The organism is Rhizobium sp. Root274 (assembly GCF_001429245.1).
Taxonomy (GTDB): domain Bacteria; phylum Pseudomonadota; class Alphaproteobacteria; order Rhizobiales; family Rhizobiaceae; genus Allorhizobium.
On sequence record NZ_LMJE01000011.1, the window covers coordinates 102,986 to 119,500 of the forward strand.

The 16,515-nt window shown below is 57.0% G+C and carries 12 protein-coding genes and 1 pseudogene; 6 read left to right on the forward strand and 7 right to left on the reverse strand.

The features are described from left to right. Positions 1-19: 19 nt before the first annotated feature. The 3 genes from ASE36_RS20930 to ASE36_RS20940 are packed head-to-tail and all read right to left on the reverse strand — an operon-like array spanning position 20 to position 2,011. Positions 20-1,045: a DUF3618 domain-containing protein gene (locus ASE36_RS20930; protein WP_062284765.1), complete on the reverse strand. Its 1,026-nt coding sequence runs from the start codon at positions 1,043-1,045 to the stop codon at positions 20-22. Beyond that, positions 1,045-1,461, reverse strand: coding sequence for a phage holin family protein (locus ASE36_RS20935; RefSeq protein WP_062284767.1), 417 nt, complete (start codon positions 1,459-1,461; stop codon positions 1,045-1,047). Before ASE36_RS20935 ends, ASE36_RS20930 begins: the two co-directional genes overlap by 1 nt. Next, the gene (locus ASE36_RS20940; protein WP_156378738.1) at positions 1,454-2,011 is read right to left on the reverse strand and encodes a nutrient deprivation-induced protein; all 558 of its coding nucleotides are present in this window, start codon (positions 2,009-2,011) and stop codon (positions 1,454-1,456) included. The genes ASE36_RS20935 and ASE36_RS20940 overlap by 8 nt, the downstream gene beginning before the upstream one ends. A 295-nt stretch (positions 2,012-2,306) precedes the next feature. On the opposite strand from ASE36_RS20940, the gene ASE36_RS23205 reads away from it, so the two are divergent. The 4 genes from ASE36_RS23205 to ASE36_RS23310 all read left to right on the forward strand — a co-directional run bounded on the left by ASE36_RS23205 (position 2,307) and on the right by ASE36_RS23310 (position 6,538). Continuing rightward, on the forward strand, positions 2,307-2,747 hold the full coding sequence (locus ASE36_RS23205) for a hypothetical protein (RefSeq protein ID WP_062284769.1): 441 nt from the start codon (positions 2,307-2,309) through the stop codon (positions 2,745-2,747). Positions 2,748-2,788: 41 nt separating this feature from the next. Further along, on the forward strand, positions 2,789-2,998 hold the full coding sequence (locus ASE36_RS23210) for a hypothetical protein (RefSeq protein ID WP_274533390.1): 210 nt from the start codon (positions 2,789-2,791) through the stop codon (positions 2,996-2,998). 354 nt (positions 2,999-3,352) lie between these two features. Beyond that, entirely contained in the window at positions 3,353-5,533 is a 2,181-nt protein-coding gene (locus ASE36_RS20950) for a putative bifunctional diguanylate cyclase/phosphodiesterase (RefSeq protein WP_062284771.1), read from the forward strand. Positions 5,534-5,995: 462 nt separating this feature from the next. After that, a complete protein-coding gene (locus ASE36_RS23310; RefSeq protein WP_082511282.1) occupies positions 5,996-6,538 on the forward strand; it encodes a GGDEF domain-containing protein in 543 nt (180 codons plus the stop codon). Here the strand turns inward: ASE36_RS23310 and ASE36_RS22795 are convergent. Further along, positions 6,437-6,793, reverse strand: a complete 357-nt coding sequence (locus ASE36_RS22795) for a hypothetical protein (protein ID WP_062611387.1) — start codon at positions 6,791-6,793, stop codon at positions 6,437-6,439. The two genes, ASE36_RS23310 and ASE36_RS22795, sit on opposite strands and share 102 nt — an antisense overlap. A 356-nt stretch (positions 6,794-7,149) precedes the next feature. On the opposite strand from ASE36_RS22795, the gene ASE36_RS20960 reads away from it, so the two are divergent. After that, entirely contained in the window at positions 7,150-8,388 is a 1,239-nt protein-coding gene (locus tag ASE36_RS20960) for a glycosyltransferase (protein ID WP_062284776.1), read from the forward strand. Between the two features lie 644 nt (positions 8,389-9,032). Here the strand turns inward: ASE36_RS20960 and ASE36_RS20965 are convergent. After that, on the reverse strand, positions 9,033-11,693 hold the full coding sequence (locus ASE36_RS20965; RefSeq protein ID WP_062284779.1) for an EAL domain-containing protein: 2,661 nt from the start codon (positions 11,691-11,693) through the stop codon (positions 9,033-9,035). A 243-nt stretch (positions 11,694-11,936) separates the two neighbouring features. Further along, positions 11,937-13,137, reverse strand: a pseudogene (locus ASE36_RS20970) (diguanylate cyclase). A gap of 301 nt (positions 13,138-13,438) precedes the next feature. Between ASE36_RS20970 and ASE36_RS20975 the strand changes: the two are divergent. Then, entirely contained in the window at positions 13,439-14,536 is a 1,098-nt protein-coding gene (locus ASE36_RS20975) for a cache domain-containing protein (RefSeq protein WP_062284782.1), read from the forward strand. A 7-nt stretch (positions 14,537-14,543) separates the two neighbouring features. Here ASE36_RS20975 and ASE36_RS20980 read toward each other — a convergent pair whose 3' ends face one another. Then, complete coding sequence (locus ASE36_RS20980; RefSeq protein WP_062284783.1) at positions 14,544-16,514, reverse strand: glycosyltransferase; 1,971 nt, start codon at positions 16,512-16,514, stop codon at positions 14,544-14,546. Position 16,515 lies beyond the last annotated feature (1 nt).

The following is a 16,515-nucleotide window of genomic DNA, read 5'->3' on the forward strand; positions in this document are numbered from 1 at the left end:
TTGCGATAGTCAACACATCCTATTCCCCATCACCTCGATTGACTTTGACAATCGGCGGCGTCGGATCTGTCGTGTTTTCTTGCCTGCTCACATTGCTCATATGGCTCCTGACCGTCTCCTGGCTGTCGCTGGCAGCCTTTGCGGCATGGTCATAAAGCTCGGAGGCGACCTCCTTGCCATGCTCAACAGCGTCCGTGGCCTCATGTTTCAGCCGGTCCTTCGTGCTGTCGGATGCATCGCCGAGCAGGTGATCTTCCTGCTCCGTATGCGGCAAAGCAGCACCGATCGCAGCACCGACTGCGAAAGCCAAAGCACCGCCCACAAGTGGCTGGTCTCGGAACTGGGTCAGGATAGCCTGGTTCAATCGTCCCGTCTGATCTCGCAACGAGCCTGCCGAGGCAGACGCCCGTGCCGAGACGGACCCAGCCGCTTTGGAAGTACTTGTCCCAAGATGAGCTGTCGCCTCCTTCGCATGCTGCCACTTTTCCTGGGCCCAGCCGGAGGCCGCGTCGAGCAGCCGCCCGGTTTCGTCGGCAATATGCGTGATGGCACTGCCGCTCGCATCAGCAAAGCCTCTGTAGGATTTGCCGGCCTCGTCTGTGAAGTGGCCGGCCCGGTGCCCACGCTCATCCGTCAGCGCCTTCAAGCGCTTGCCGGAGGTGTCGGTGAAGTGGCTGTAGCGTTGTCCGTTCTCCAGGGCGGGAGGCCCGAGACGACGAACAGGGCCCTGCGCGACGTAAAGCGGATATTCGGGCTGTTCCTGTGTGGCGGTCGATGTCGCAGAAGAGGTCGAGCCCTTCGCCATCAACCATGCGAGGCTGACACCCATCAGAGCCACGGGAAGCGGATTGTCTTTAAGGGACTGTCCCAGATTACCAAGATACTCCGCGCCGCCGCTGCCCTTGGCATAGGCGATCGCTTCATCCACAAGCTGGCCGGGGGACATGCGTTCCTGGATGGCGTCGATCCGGTGGCTGATGCGCTCGCGGTCCTGATCGATTTCTCGCTGGATATCCTCCGACGTCTTTTCGTGCACGTGATCCATTAGATTTTCTCCTTTACAACACCAACATCATGGCGAAGCGAAGTTGTTGTCCGGGGCAGTTTCATGTTGCGCGCGCGCAGGGCCGACAGTCCGCGTGAGACGAGTGCCCAGGCTAGAAGCGCGACAATCACTCCGATGATCAACGACGCCAGAGCGCTGGCGCTTGTTTCGGAGAAATCCTGCGATACCAGGAAGGCGGCAAGTGCGCTGACTGCCGCACTTAGGAGCAGACCGATTGCTCCAATCACCAGAACCAGTCCAATGAGCATGGTCTCGACTCCGCTCAATGCGGAGCTCAACTTTTCGGACGCTTCGGTTTTGGCGAGATCGATCTCCTTTCTCACTAGACCGGTGACATCCGCAACGAGGCCGCTGACCAGCTCAGACAGGGGTGCATTTTCCGATGGCTTAGACATTCTTCGCTCCCCCGGTTGTTGCGTGCTCACGTGACGTCTCAGAAGGAGTGATCGAGCCAGCGGTCGTCCTGTTCGCCGAGGCGGTCAAAAATCGGCTCGCGGCCAGACCTGCGATGGCAGCCATGCCGAGAAAGGCAAGTGGCTGCTGGCGGCCGAAACCCTCTGCGATGGTGGCAATTTCGCCGATATCTTTGCCTTCCATCTTCTTTGCGAACCGGTCAACGGATTGGCCGATCTGCTTGGTGTAGCGCCCCACTTCGGCCTGATCTGATCCCTCGAGCTCGGCGCCTGCTTTTTCGAAGGCGCGCGCGATCCCTTGCACCTGACGGACGGCGAAGTTGACCTGCCCGGAGGCGGCGCCCTTCGTTTGCTCGGCAGCGTTGCTGGTGGCAATTTTCAGCGTCTCTTGCGCCGCGCCCACGTCTTCTTTGACTTTGTCGCTCAAGGCGGGGGACGGTTCCTGCGTAGCAGATGAAGCGGCAGGCCGGTTGCCCGACATTGGCATCATTGATGCAGGCCTTTCATTGGAGCGGAAATGATCGTCTGGCATGTGGACCTCCTCGGAATTAGAAACATCTGGATCAGCCAACCAAGCTGCCATGGCATTGTTCCTCTAGAGACGTTCGTCAATAATCTCGTACATGCTCTTGGGAGCACCGAACCGGGGGAATGCGCGAACGGAACTTTGGCCTCACTTACGCCCTCACTCCCCGTAAGTGGCAGACCAGGTCGTACAGGAGATGAGAGCATCGCTATTTTTGCCAAGGCGAGCGGTCTCCCAGAGACGAGAAAAGCTTTCGAGCCGTAGGCTATGGACATCAGGCACGGACAATCGAAGAGCGAGAATGGGGCGTCCGGACTTGAAGAGCAATGACAGCCGACGGGCTTTGAACCAGCCGCACCTCAAGGTATCCCTCGAATACGTCGACTCTATCCTCGACTACCTGGTCCAATCGCGGATCAACATGTACCGAATGTCATCCGACTTAGCTCCGTATGCAACGCACCCTGACATGCCGCACTTCCATTCAATGGTGGAGGATAGTCGATACGAACTGGGCGCGCTGGGCGCGAAAGCTCGCGCACTCGACATCCGCCTCTCGTTTCATCCATCGCAAAATGTCGTGCTGGACACCCCAGATCCTGAACTCTTGCGAAAAAGTGTCTGGGATTCAACCAGCCGGCCTGAAATGCTTGACCTCATGGAGCTTGGCATGAAGCCGTTATGGTGGTGCATGTTGGCGGCACCTATGGTGATACTGCGGCAGCCCGAAAGAGATGAGTAGAAGCCTGGCCGAGCCCACCAGAGCCCGTCCGACGGCGCTTGGTGCTTGAACATGATGATCTGCGGTTTTCAGCGGCAGATGTCTTGTGGATCCATAGCCATACCGGCGTGAGGCTGATCTTCGACTATCAACATTTTTGGTGCCTCAATCCAGAAAGTGCCGATCTTCTCAACACCGTCGAAGCGGTGCTTGCCACTTGGCCAGACGCGTCCGCCATCAAGGTCTCTCGATCTAGCCCTTCAAGGTCATAGAGGACGGAGAAGCTGGCGATCCTGCTCGTGAGTTGTCGTCTATAACACGTTAGGGGCACGGTCATGAAGCAGCCTCTCTGAAAATTCCTTGATGATTGACTGGCAAAACACCAAAGGTTGGTGACCAAAAAAAGTCACTCGGGTTGGTGATTGGCAGGTTTGTGAAGAGGGAGCTTCCGCAGAGGCTTGGATTGAGCGTCCTCTCCGGTGGCCGAGGGAACACTCGCCTTTTGGTTCAATCGCAAATTAACAGAACGCTGCAGCAACTCCTTCGGACGGAGGTGAGAACCACGAGCAGATTCACTCTTCCATAATGTGTTTCCTCTTACGTTGCAGCAACTGGGAGTTCTCACCATGTTCCGTTATGTTCAGAACAAAGGGTTTTTTGTCTTCGGACTGCCCCTGATGCTCACTGTGGTGACCGTCATATTGCTGCTGGGTGCCCTGTTCCTGGCGGCTACAAAAGCTGACGAAGCAGCGGCAAAACGGCAGGAAAGACTGCTGAAGCTTGTGGTTTCTAATCTGGCGATTTCAGTCGCCCACGATCAGGAGAGCGCGACCGTTTGGGACGACGCTGTCGAATATACCAAACGACGCGACATGGAATGGATGGCGTCAAACCTTGGCGAGTGGATGCACACTTACTTTGAGCATGATGCAGCTCTGGTACTCGCTAGCGACGAACAGATCATCTACAGTTTTGTAGCTCATCCCGAAGCGTCCGCGGACGCGCCGGCAATAGTCGCAGCCGCTGCACCGCTGATCCGGCGTCTCAAACCGCGTCTGGAAGCGGGCGAAACATCCGATAGCTCAACTATCTTGTCGATTGGCCAAAGCGATCTTTTGAACATAGCAGGCCGCGCTGCAGTAGTGAGCGTCAAGCCGATCATTTCGGATACTGGCGATATTGCGCAGGTACCTGGTAGCGAGAACCTTCACATCTCAATCCGCTACTTAGACGGTACACTGCTGCAACGTCTCTCCCAGGATTACCTGTTTCGCAATTTGGTCTTCGTGCGCTCTGCCACGCTGGGAACGAAGACTGCAACGGTTCCCTTGAGATCCAAATCTGGCGCTGCTATTGGCTTCTTCGAGTGGGAACCATTTAGCCCTGGATCAAGTGTCATCCAGGCAGTTCTCCCGATCATCGTCGTAATTGGCTTGTCTGCGTTCAGCCTTATGGCCTGCGTTGGTCACGCGTACTGGCGACGCTCTTGTAGCTTGGTGGCCAGTCAAAACCGTCTGAAGCATCTAGCAATGCACGATCCGTTAACCGGTCTGGCAAATCGGGCGACCTTCAACCACTCACTTGAACAACGGTTGGAAGCGTCCGCGATATCGAACCACAATGTGGCGGTTCTTTTCGTTGATCTCGATCACTTCAAAGCGGTGAACGATACATACGGCCATCCGACCGGTGACGCTCTGATACAGGAAGTTGCGCATCGTCTTCTTAAGGTAGCTCCGGCCGCATTGATCAGCCGCCTTGGAGGAGACGAATTCACATTGCTGCTGGACGTCGGTGAGCTCAACGATCCTGCACGAATAGCGGAGGAAATCGTCGCAAATTTACGGCAGCCATATCACCTAAACGGCAATTACATCTCGATAGGAGCCAGTGTCGGGGTAAGCATCTCGACGCCCGGAGCCGAAGCGGTGGACTTGACGCGGCGCGCCGATATTGCGCTGTACCATGCGAAGGCAGCAGGCCGTAACACATTCGCAGTGTTCGGCGCTCATATGGAAGAGCTGCTGCATCGAAGACGCGCCTTGACTGCAGATCTTGCCACAGCTTTGGAGTCGCATACTCAGCTCGCGGTTCACTATCAGCCGGTCTATGCTGCTACGGATAATCGTGTTGTCTCATTTGAAGCCCTCTGCCGGTGGCAACATCCAGCCATGGGAGCGATATCACCTGAGGTTTTTATCCCAATTGCGGAGGAGGCAGGGCTGATCGAAAAACTGGGAATGTTCGTTCTGGAAGACGCCTGTTCCCTACTGGCTACTCTGCCTTCTCCTGACCTGACAATGGCGGTCAACGCGTCGGCCATAGAGTTGATGGCCCCTGGTTATCCGTTGCGGGTCCTCACAAGGCTAGCGGCATACGGCATCGCCCCAGATCGGTTGGAGATCGAGATAACGGAACGTGTTGCGGCGGATGCGGAAGGACGTGCGGCGACTGCGATCTCCCTGTTGCGGAAAGCCGGTGTCAGGTTCGCAATCGATGACTTTGGCAAGGGCAGTTCTTCCTTCGGCCACCTGCTCAATCTTGATGTCGACCGGATCAAGATCGATAAGATGTTTGTAGATGGGATGAACGACGGCGGAGGGCTGCCCCTTGTCCAGGCGATCGTGCAGATGGCTCAACATAAGGGATTGAGAACAACGGCTGAAGGCATCGAGACACCTGAACAGTGTGAAACTCTGAAGCAGCTCGGTTGTGACCACCTTCAGGGGTTCCAGCTCGGGAAACCTCGATCCAAGCAACAAGTGATTCAATTGTTGTCAGACCGCTCACTAAGCGTCTCCGACTGAAGCACGATCAGATACCGTCGGCCCTGACGGTCTTGGAAAAAAAGAGCGATCCAGTGGATCGCTCAAGAATGTGCGCAACTCTTTCAGACGGAACGGAGGGTCCGCCACTTTCGATCACCTCGGCTGGTGAACCAAAGTTACCCCGGACCATCACCACTTGCTGTCGAGACAAGTCTACTTCGGCGACAGTCCAAAGCTCCTCTGAGCTGAGGCGGCAGAATCAGAAAACAAGGCCCGAGTCTAAAAAAGTCAGGCACAGGAAGGACCCTATTCGATTGATTGAAAGAAGAAGTTACAGCTCCTGATACGAATAGACCACGTATGGACATTTCAGTGGCCTATTGGGTTCAGCCGGTCGTTGTAGCTCGTCAAGCTTTTCCATCCGAAGGGAAGAAGCCCGTCAGATAACTGACGGGCTTCAGCGGGGCGCGCTATTGCGGCGACAATGAGCGCGGGTCGAAGATGCAGCAGACGCCTGCATTTAGCAAGCCTATAGCATCTGGTTGTAGAGCGATTACTTCCGCAGCGGGCCGTTGGACTTTCGGGAGTCGTCTATCCAGTTATAGGCGGCTTGTACCATGTCCAGGTCGGAAGCTTGGCCTACCGCTGCGATCTCGACCATCAGTTCGGCTATCGCGGCTGGAGTGTCTCCTGAAAGCTTTAGCCAAAGCCCTTCACGCGTCTTGTCGAGTTGGTGTCGACTTGGTTGCGCGCTACGGCGGGGAAGAGTTCGCAGTCATCATACCAGGAGCCACGGAAACTGTGGCGCGCAAGACCGCAGAAAGGATCGTACAATCTGTTCGCGAGCTGGATATCCCGCACGTTTCTTCTGACAAAGGACGGCTAACAGTCTCGATCGGGGTTTCGACACTGGAACGAGGGGCGATCGGCGACCTCTCAGGCCTATTGGAAATCGGAGATCAGGCGCTCTACGCCGCCAAGTGCGCGGGACGCGATACCGTGAAAACTGCTGAACTCGTCCAGGAGCTCCCCGTGTCCGCATGATCCATGTCCCGACCGTTCGGACGGGGCCGCAGCACAGACGAGTCTCCTGAACAGATACCAGAGCCTTCTGCAGATGTCCGCCGGTATGATCGTGCCTTCAAACACTAGTTCGAGTTCGCGGGCGAGCGTGGCGCAGATCTCCCTGAGATCCTTACTCATCGCATAGTCTTCTCGCACGTTTATCAGCCACCGATGCATGTCGGAGAGGCTGCGAACGTCTCCTCCAGCGATAACGTGGAGATTGTTTCCGGGCATGTTGGCCTCTTCGCGAGAAAGATAAGGGGTTGGCGAATCCAGGATAAACAACTCGGCGGAACTCGTTGCTCGTGCAGACCTTGCACTCTATCAGGCCAAGGATGCCGGGCGAGCCCGGGTAGGGTTCCAGAGGCTGGCAGCAGAGCGTACGAAGAAGCCGGCTTGAACAACCACCACTCGACTGGATAGATGTGCGTTCGGCCGCAGCAGACTTGGATCTTCAGGCCAGTGTCACCGTCGCGGAGAACTGGGTTTCGGCCCGCGTGTCGAACTCGTAGTGGCCATCCATGGGCGAACGGACCCGCCTACCAGACGCGTGCCTGGCCCGGATGCAGCCGCACCTGCATGGAGGAAACATGCGTGTTGCAATAGAATCCCTCGGAACCCGGGGTGATGTCCAGCCTTACGTCGCACTTGCCCTGGCTCTCTTGGCACGCGGGCATGACGTACAGCTTGCTGCCCCGGCGCAGTTTCAAGATTTCGTGGAAGGTCACCGTATCTCTTACGTCGCTCTGCCTGGTGAATTTCTTACACTGCTTGATGCGCCGGAGGGAAGGGCCGCCATTGCAAGTGGCAGAGGGTTCAGCAGCGGGCTGAAGCTCCTCAAGCATATTCGCCCATTGATGATGCAGCTGTTCGATTGCGAATGGCAAGCGGTCCAGAGCTTCGCGCCAGAGATCATCGTCTACCACCCCAAGTCGCTTGTTTCTCCCTATATGGCCACAGCGCTCGGGATCCCACATGTTCTTGCGTCCCCTGTCCCTGGTTTGACCCCGACAAAAGCCTTTCCCAGTCCGCTCCTTCCGTTTTCGTCACTGGGTCCCTTCAACCAGCTGAGCCACAAACTCGTGCTGAAGGCGGTTGATCTGCTTTTTGGCCGTGACCTTAAGACATGGCGGGAGCGCTCCCTTGGATGGGCGGTTGAAAGGCCAGCGCCTCAGGCAGGGACGATCTATGCCTATAGCCCGGCGATCCTTCCCAAGCCGAAAGACTGGGGTCTTGACGTTCTGGTTAGTGGGTACTGGTTCCTGGATGAGCCCCTGTGGACCCCAGATCCGGCACTTGCGCAGTTTCTTGATAACGGACCACCGCCCGTCTATTTCGGCTTCGGAAGCATGCCAGGGCTGAACGCGGAGGCTGTCACCGGGATGATACTTCAGGCGCTCCAAATGACGGGGAAGCGAGGAGTCCTTGCAAGCGGCGGTGGGGCCATTAGCACCGGCCGAGCCGAGGGCCGAGTGTTCTTCCTCGACAGCGCGCCGCACGATCAATTGTTTCCATATATGGACGCCGTCGTTCATCACGGTGGTGCGGGAACCACCGCAGCGGGGCTTCGCGCAGGTCTTGCGACCCAGATCATTCCGTTCTTCGGTGATCAGCCCTTCTGGGGAAGACGCGTGGCTGAGCTCGGTGCAGGATCACCTCCATTGGTGCGCGCCAGCCTGAGCGCTGAAACGCTGGTAAAGGCACTGACTGCATTGGATGATCCCGTCATGCGGAGAAGGGCGCAAAGCTTGTCAGGTGCGATCAAGTGTGACCCGGGAGTGGAGGCAGCGGTCGATTTCCTCGAGCGACGGCTGGCTTGCGCGCGATGAATGCGCTCGCGATTCTCCATTTGAAGAGCATGATCCCAAACCCGTCCGCTCGCCCAGGATGGACCGTTCCGAGACCGTTTGCCATAGATTTTCGATGTTATGTAGAGAAGTTGCGGGCGGCCACGGTTCGGTTGGGGGCGTCAGTGGTCCGTTTCGAGGTCGGAGGTAAAACCCCGCCCGCACTCGTATCAACGCCCAAAACGGATCGCGCGCAATACTCAAATATTGCCGATCAGTTTCCAGCGGCTTCCGATCGGCTGGCACAGAAGCTTAAGCCCTCGCTTCGCTGTCGGGTGTTGCTTGACTTACGGCGACGGGAAATTTTCACGCAAGCTAATTGTCTGACATTGCCTATAGCGCCGGGTATGATGCCCGGAGAGAGGGTGTCGATTATGGGCTATGACTGGACTGGGACACGCACGCGCAGAATCCGCCACATCAAATTGGCGGTGTCCGCAATTATTTCGATTGCAGCTTTGGCTATTCCCGTCTTCGCTGCAAAGCTGCCATAAGCAGCACAGCCTGTAGCCCGGCGGGCAGATCGCCCTGCTAATCCGATGTGGCTCAAGTGGGCTTGAGCAGACCATACGGGCGGCGCTTGTCAAAAGAAAAGATTGCGTGGCGCAAAGGGCGCTTGAATGTACCTATCGACTGAGACGATGTCGCTCTGTCATCCATGAGCGTTCTTTGGCGAAAGCGAGAAAGTCCTCTGCAGCCATCGGCTTGGCGAAAGCGTATCCTTGCAGCACATGGCAGCCTAAGCGTCGCAGCAATTCCGCATGGGCCAATGTTTCGACACCCTCGGCGACCGTTTCGATACCTTGGACTTTTCCGATATCGATTATAGAGCGCACCAAGCTCTGCTGTGCCGAGGATTCCAGAATCGGCTGTACCAGACGCCGGTCAATCTTCAGCCGCCTGGGCGAGAGTTCAAGGAGGCTTATGATGGAGGCATGGCCAGTGCCGAAGTCGTCAATCTCGATATCGATGCCGAGCGCCTTGATATCCTCGATCGCCTGCTTCAGCGCATCGTCCGCCGTATCGAACGAAATTGATTCCAGCAGTTCGAAAGTCAATGCGCCCGGCCGGATGCTCATCGCCCTCAACTTGGCGATGAGATTTTCGTCTCGCAAGCGCTGACAAGAGACGTTCACCGATACACACGGTATGTCCAATCCTTGGCCTTCCCAGCGGGTAGCCTGGAACAGAGCCTGTTGGAGGATTGCCTCATCGATACGAGCTACGACATTGAGGCTCTCTGCGACCGGCAAGAAAACATCCGGTGCTATGAAACCGCGGGTTGGATGCTCCCATCTGGCAAGAGCTTCCACGCCGGCGATCTCCAGCGTGGAGGCATCAAACTGCGGCTGAAAAAAGGGTCTGAATTCGCCCCGTTCAAGCCCGCGCAGGATTTCGTCACTGAGCCGTTTAACTTCCACCGTGCGCAGGCGCAGTTCGCCGTTGAACGCCTCGACGCGGTTGCGGCCGCGGCGCTTTGCTTCATAGAGCGCGATATCAGCATTTACGAGCAACTGCTCAGGCGTCTCGTCGCCATGACGACGTATTGCGAAGCCGACGCTGGCGCCGATGCGGCAGTCATGGTCCTCAATGGCTATTGGCCGGGAGATCGCCTCTATGAGTTGTGTGGACAGGCGAGAGAAGTTGGCCATCGCCGGATCGCGACGTGACAGCAGGACGAATTCGTCGCCACCAATCCGAGCGATGAAGTCCTCGGCGGGCACCTCAGTTCGCAGCACCGAAGCGACATGCTTGAGCACTTCGTCCCCTGCTGCATGTCCGAGTGTGTCGTTGATATCCTTGAAGCGGTCGAGGTCGATATGGAGCAGGCTTAAAGGCCGGTAGTCGTCATTTGCGCCGGACAGCGAAAGCTGCTGATCAAGGTAGCGCCGGTTCGGAAGACCGGTCAGTGCGTCGTGCAAAGAGTTGTGTTCTACGACCAACCGGGCATCTTCAAGTGCCTTGTTCTGAGCCTCCGCAGTAAGTTTGGATCGGAGCAGTTCGTCCTGAAGCTGCACGTCTTCCGTAACATCCCAGTTCGCCCCGACGATACGTTTTCCACCGGAGGACGTGCTATAGGTCATCCCGTGCGCGCGGATGTGACGGATAAGACCGTCCTGCCCGACGACACGGAAATCAGTTATGTACGGTTCCTCCGCTTGGATGGCCTGGGTAAAAACTCGCTCAGCACCTTCCAGATCTTCCGGATGAAGGGCATCGCGCCAATCCTCATATCGGCAAATGACCTGCTCCGGTGCGACGTTATAGAGTTTTCGCATGCGCAAGTCCCAGGATAGCGCCTTCGTCTCGCAGTCGTATTCCCAGACGCCCACCTTCGAGGCATCCAGCGCCAGTTGCAGGCGCTGTGACACCGTTTCAAGCCTGTCCTCCCGGTCTTGAAGGGCCAGAATGTGCCGATGCCTGTCCCTCATCAGGTGACCGACCCAGAATATTGGAAGGATGATGATGATGGCCAGAAGCGCCAATGCGGCGCGGAAGAGACCAAGGTGATCAGATGGTTGGCCCCAGCCTTGTGGCGGTGACGCGGAAATGGTCCAGGCGTCGTGTCCGATATCAATCGACATGACCACCGGGTCGACGTCGACAGCGGCATTTGTCCTGAAAACAGATTTCGTCTCTCCGTCATCATGTGAACGGCTGGAAATCGAAACGGCGACCCGAAGATCAGGTTGAAATCCGCTGCTCTTGAGGAGTTGATCGAGATCGATCACCGCAGAGGCAATGCCGAAGAAGCTGTTTTCAGGGCCGGTATGGATAGGATATCGCGCAATCACTGCCCGACCGCCCTGAACGAGATCTACCGGGCCGGTAACGATTAGTCGGTCTTGCTCCTTGACCTGCATTGCCGCTGCGCGCTGACGCTCGTTCTTGCGGTAGTCTAGCCCGAGGCTCGCCTCGTTGCCGCGGAGAGGATAGACACGGCTGACGACGAAATCCGGCGCTATGGCGAGACTGCGAAGCTGGTGATCATCTCTGAAGATGCGGCTTGCAAGATCCGCAAAGCGGGCAGGGGCCATGTTCGGCTCAATTTCGAATGTAGCGACCAACCCTTGGACCAACTTGATATTGCCAAGAATATTGCCTTGTAGGCGTGAGCGCAGAAGGCCGAGCTGTTCGGTGGTGAAAGAGCGGAGGTATTCTTCCTCAAGCCGGCGCTTCTGCACGTCGGCGAGGAATGCGGCGATGAGCACGGCCACTGTCGCGACAATGGCGGGAGCGTAGTATCCAAGCCCTTTGAAGCGAAGCGGGGCGTTCCGGTTCTTCATCGCGCTGCGTTCACCCCGCGCATCTGCCCAACAGAGATGAATCCTCGTACGAGGAGTGTGTTTATCTGAACCCTGACAAAATCAATTTAATATTTATTGAATAGAAGCCGAGATATAGGGCTGGGCCCTGAGCGCTTTGGGCCTCACCCGCGTAAACCGGAGCGTTCTGCCTCTAGCGATTAACTTAAGCTGAAGCCCTTTTTTAAACTCAGACCCGGGCGTAGCCAGGCATCGGTTTCATCCTCATGCAAAAATCACTTCAATCGACTGGCGGTTCTGCGAGATAATCCTGCAGGCGGTTTCAATGCCGTCCGCTTCAATCTTCAAGATGAAGTTGGCGGGAATAATTGAGGTATCAGAGACTGCGATGTTGGCACCATCTGCGCCAATCGAGCGGATAGTGCAGTCGATGGTCGAGCGTCTGTCATTGATTATGATGCGACCTGATTTGAGAACGCGTCGGCGTGATCCACTCTCTTGGCCTTCTCGGTTGTGGCCCCAGCCTTCGCATCGGTTGCGGCCCGTTTCCTTGGCTCGATACATGGCTGCATCGGCCTGAGACAGAAGTGTATCAACGTCTTTGGCGATGATGGAGGTAGCGGTTACCCCGAAACTTGCCGTGACGCTCAGCGGACCTGCTGGCCCATCGACTACAGCAGACGCTACTGCTTGGCGGAGTTTTTCTGCCGTCGCCAGCGCGCCTTCGCGACCGACATAGGGTAGAATGATGGCGAATTCTTCGCCGCCGAGCCGCCCAAGAAGGTCACCAGCGCGCAGCTGCGACTTGCAAGTCGAAGCGACCGCCTTCAAGACTTCGTCACCGACTTGGTGGCCGAAACGATCGTTCATCGACTTAAAGTGGTCGACGTCGAGCATGATGCAGCTCACTTGGTGACGGTGCCGGAGTGCCTGGGAAATCAGCGGTCGCCGCCAGTTTGGCCAAGGCAACTCGATCCATGACAGCCCCGGCGAGCTCTTCGAAGACGCGCATATCCCGTTTGCCGAAAGAGCCGGGTTTGCTGTCGATCGCGCAGATTGTGCCGATTACAAGTCCTTCGTCTGTCTTCAGCGGGTAGCCGGCATAAAAGCGAACATGCGGCGGGCTTACGACCACCGGATGCTGAGAGAACCTCTCGTCAAGCAACGCATCCTGTACGATCAACGGATCTTCGGACTCCAGAACGTAGCGGCAGAATGTATCCTGCCGGGGAAGCTCCGCGACTGGCATACCAGCACTGGCTTTGTACCATTGTCGATGGCCGTCGATGAATGACACGATGCCGATTTCGACGCTGAACATCTCCTGGATCAAGCGAACGAAACGGTCAAAGCCCGGATCCCTTGGCGAATCCAGGAGATCGAGTTCTTCTAGGGCTTGAAGGCGAGCGGCTTCCTTGCGCAGAGCGTCAGCCGACAGTTTTCCAAATGGTCGCGTATTTACCATCGTTTCCTCCGATGCTCAAAGGTATGGGCGAAACAGTAAACAAAACCTGGAAGCGGAGAGACTGATGGCCGCATGATCTTGCGGGCAAAAACCCGCAGTCGAAGCCGTTGACTAACCTCTATATCCGTCTTGTCAGGAAATGGAGGCGAGATGCATGACCGAGAGAACCGCGCAAACGCGCTTGCCGAGTCTGGCGACAATCACATGTAAATAGACTCAAACGGATNGCGGGCAAAAACCCGCAGTCGAAGCCGTTGACTAACCTCTATATCCGTCTTGTCAGGAAATGGAGGCGAGATGCATGACCGAGAGAACCGCGCAAACGCGCTTGCCGAGTCTGGCGACAATCACGCTCGCTTTTGTCGTCATCAGCGCAATTCTTGGTCTCGGCATGGCCTATGTGCTGATCAGTGAGCGCGCCAGAGCCTTCGAAGAGGCCAGTCTGCAGAGGGCTCTGGAGACGCGCACGCGCGGCATACAGACGGCGATTGCGCAAGCCCTCTACCGCGAATGGGCTAGCTTGGCGGCAACGCGCCAGCAGGCAATCGGGCAGACGCCGGCGGAACTGCAGGAGCGTCTGAATTCGCTCGTCGGTGAAGGAAATGTGGTCTCCTGGGCCGGCTTTGCCGAACCGGACGGCACCGTCATCGCGGCCTCTAACGGCTTATTGCTGGGCCAAAATGTCGGAGAACGCCCCTGGTTTCGTGAGGGATTGAAAGGTCCGTTCGCAGGCGATGTCCATGAGGCGGTGCTTCTTGCCTCCTTGTTGCCGCAGACAAGCGAACCCTTGCGCTTCATTGACTTTGCCCTGCCTGTCGACGATGGCAATGGCGGGGTCCGTGGCGTGCTCGGTGTTCACCTCAACGCCTCCTGGATCAAGCGTGTCATGGACGAATTGGCTGACGCGTTGAACGTTGACATCGTCATCGTCGGGGCAACCGGCGGCATTTCGGCCTCATCGGTGCCGGATATGCCCGACCTGTCGGGGTTGGCGAGCCTTCAACGGGCCCGCACCGGCGCCATAGGTGCAAACCTTGAGCAATGGCCAGATGATCGGGCGTATTTTACGCTCACCGTTCCTGAATTGAGCTACAAGGGCCTGCCAAAGTTCGGTTGGAACATTGTAGCACGCATCGATGGACGAGCGGCGACCGTCCCTGCCGGAGAAATGTCAAATTATCTCATCGTTCGCCTGCTCGGCATGGCGACCATACTTCTGCTTTTGACGGCTCTCTTTATCGTTGCTTTCATTAGGCCCCTTTCGCGCTTGGCAAAGAACGCCACCGAAATCGCCGAGGGACAGGAGACCTATCCTATGGAGAGCAATCGCACCCGGGAAATGCGGATGATCAGCTGGGCGCTCGCAAGGTTGCAGGCCGATAGTCGGCATAGCGACTGATCACCAATCAAAGTCTGCTGGCGCGTTTGAAAACCGAGCCAACGATAGCGCTGAGGCGCGTCGAGGTTATGCTGGGTACGAGGCCTTCCACATAAAGGCGCTTGAGCAAGCGTTCATACTGCAGGTCGGAGAGGTTGAGAGAGAGAAGAGATCCGTCTCCGCTTGCTTCAAGCACATGCGCGGGCATATCGCCCAAGTCACGGAACTTAATTTCCAATGGTGCGCCCACTTTCATGGACACACCTCTGATCCGGGCTGTCCCCTGGGTCAGATCTGTCAGCCACACGCGCCTCAGGCGGCCTTCATAGAGGATGACACACCGTTCCGGATGGTCCGCCAGATGCTGCTCGGCCCGAGGCAGTTCAATGCAGACAGCAAGTGTCACTAACAGGATCAGGAGGTTGTAAATCGTCCAGAACAGGATCACGACCTTGCCATCCCCCGCATCGTTGAAAGCGAAGGAATCGACAAAGATGCCGATGATCAAGCCAGCGACAGTGGCCACAAACAGAAGGAGGAACGGCATCATCAAACGCCATTGGATGACGACCCTGTTCCGGTCGCCGCCCTTGGCCGTAACGCTGAACGGATGACCTTTTGGGCGGATCAGTCCAACGATCGCAGCACGGGTGATCGGAATAGCACCAAGCAATTGGCTGACGTCATTGACGACGGGGACGATTAGGCCGCCAGAGACGAAATTGAGGGAAAACAGGACCCACATGTAATAGGGCGTGAAATAGGCAATAATATCGGGGACATTGGCATCCACCACGGTGATGTTGAAGAACCAGTACAGGAGCGGGAAGGTCACCGCTGCCAGTCGAAACGAAAACGTACTGAGCCAGAAGATGACCGAGTCTGCCACGCTCCACCTGTCACGAAGCCGCAAGCCGTTGCGACCAAGTGGCCCCAACCGACTGCGGGCAATTTGCATGAGCCCAAGACACCAACGTGCGCGCTGCGTCACATATTCCTTAAGGCCTTCCGGCGCGAGCCCTTCCGTTAGCGCCTCGTTCAAGTAAAGCGTCTTGTAGCCTGCCTCCTGCAGGACAAGGGTCAACATGAAGTCTTCGGTGATGCTTTCAGTGGGAAAGCCGCCAATTTCTTGCAGAGCCTGCCAGCGGATCACCGAGGACGTGCCGCAACAAAAGGCGATGCCCCACGCATCTCGGCTCGGCTGGAGGTGGTCGAAGAAGAAGCGCTGCTCGTCGGGATAGGATCGGCTCAGACCAAGGTTATGCTGGATCGGATCCGGGTTGAAGAAGTGCTGCGGTGTCTGCACGAGGCCGACATCGGCCGCGCGGAAGAGTGCAAGTGCCCGTGGTACGAAGTCGACATGCGGGACGAAGTCGGCATCGAGGACAGCAACAAAATTCGGTGGTGCGGCTTCTCTTTCCAGAAGAGACAGGGCGTGATTGATATTGCCGGCTTTCGAGCCTTTGTTATCCGGCCGTCGCACGTAACGAACGCCTTGCGCGCGGCAGAAGTCTTGCAACCAGTCCCGACGTCCGTCGTCCAGGACCAACACGTCGCAATTGGCGTGTCCGCTCGACCTCGCGCCGATGATCGAGCGCTCCAGCACGCCCCGATCTTCGTTGTAGGTTGCGATCAAGATTGCGACCCTTGGTAGGCTTTCGCCCCACCAGCCGAGGTTCAGATCGGCATCTGGCGACCGCGACCGCGTGCGGCTCAAGATCAAAAAGGCGCTCAACGAGGAGAGGCCTGCTGCCGCTTCCAAGGCAAAGAATGACCAGCTTAACAGGCATTCAAGTGACAATGCAGCCGGCGCCAAGGTTTCGGTGGCACGCCAGAAAAGGTAGCGGCATGTCAGGATACCACTGACGGAAAACAGTATGCTCCGATGAACCGTCTTTTGCCGATCGAGTGTAACAGAACTGACCAGCGCCAAGCCAAACACGAGCACGCATATGAGTGCTGCCGACCATAGCTCGCTTCCATTTAGCAGGCTTGCCATG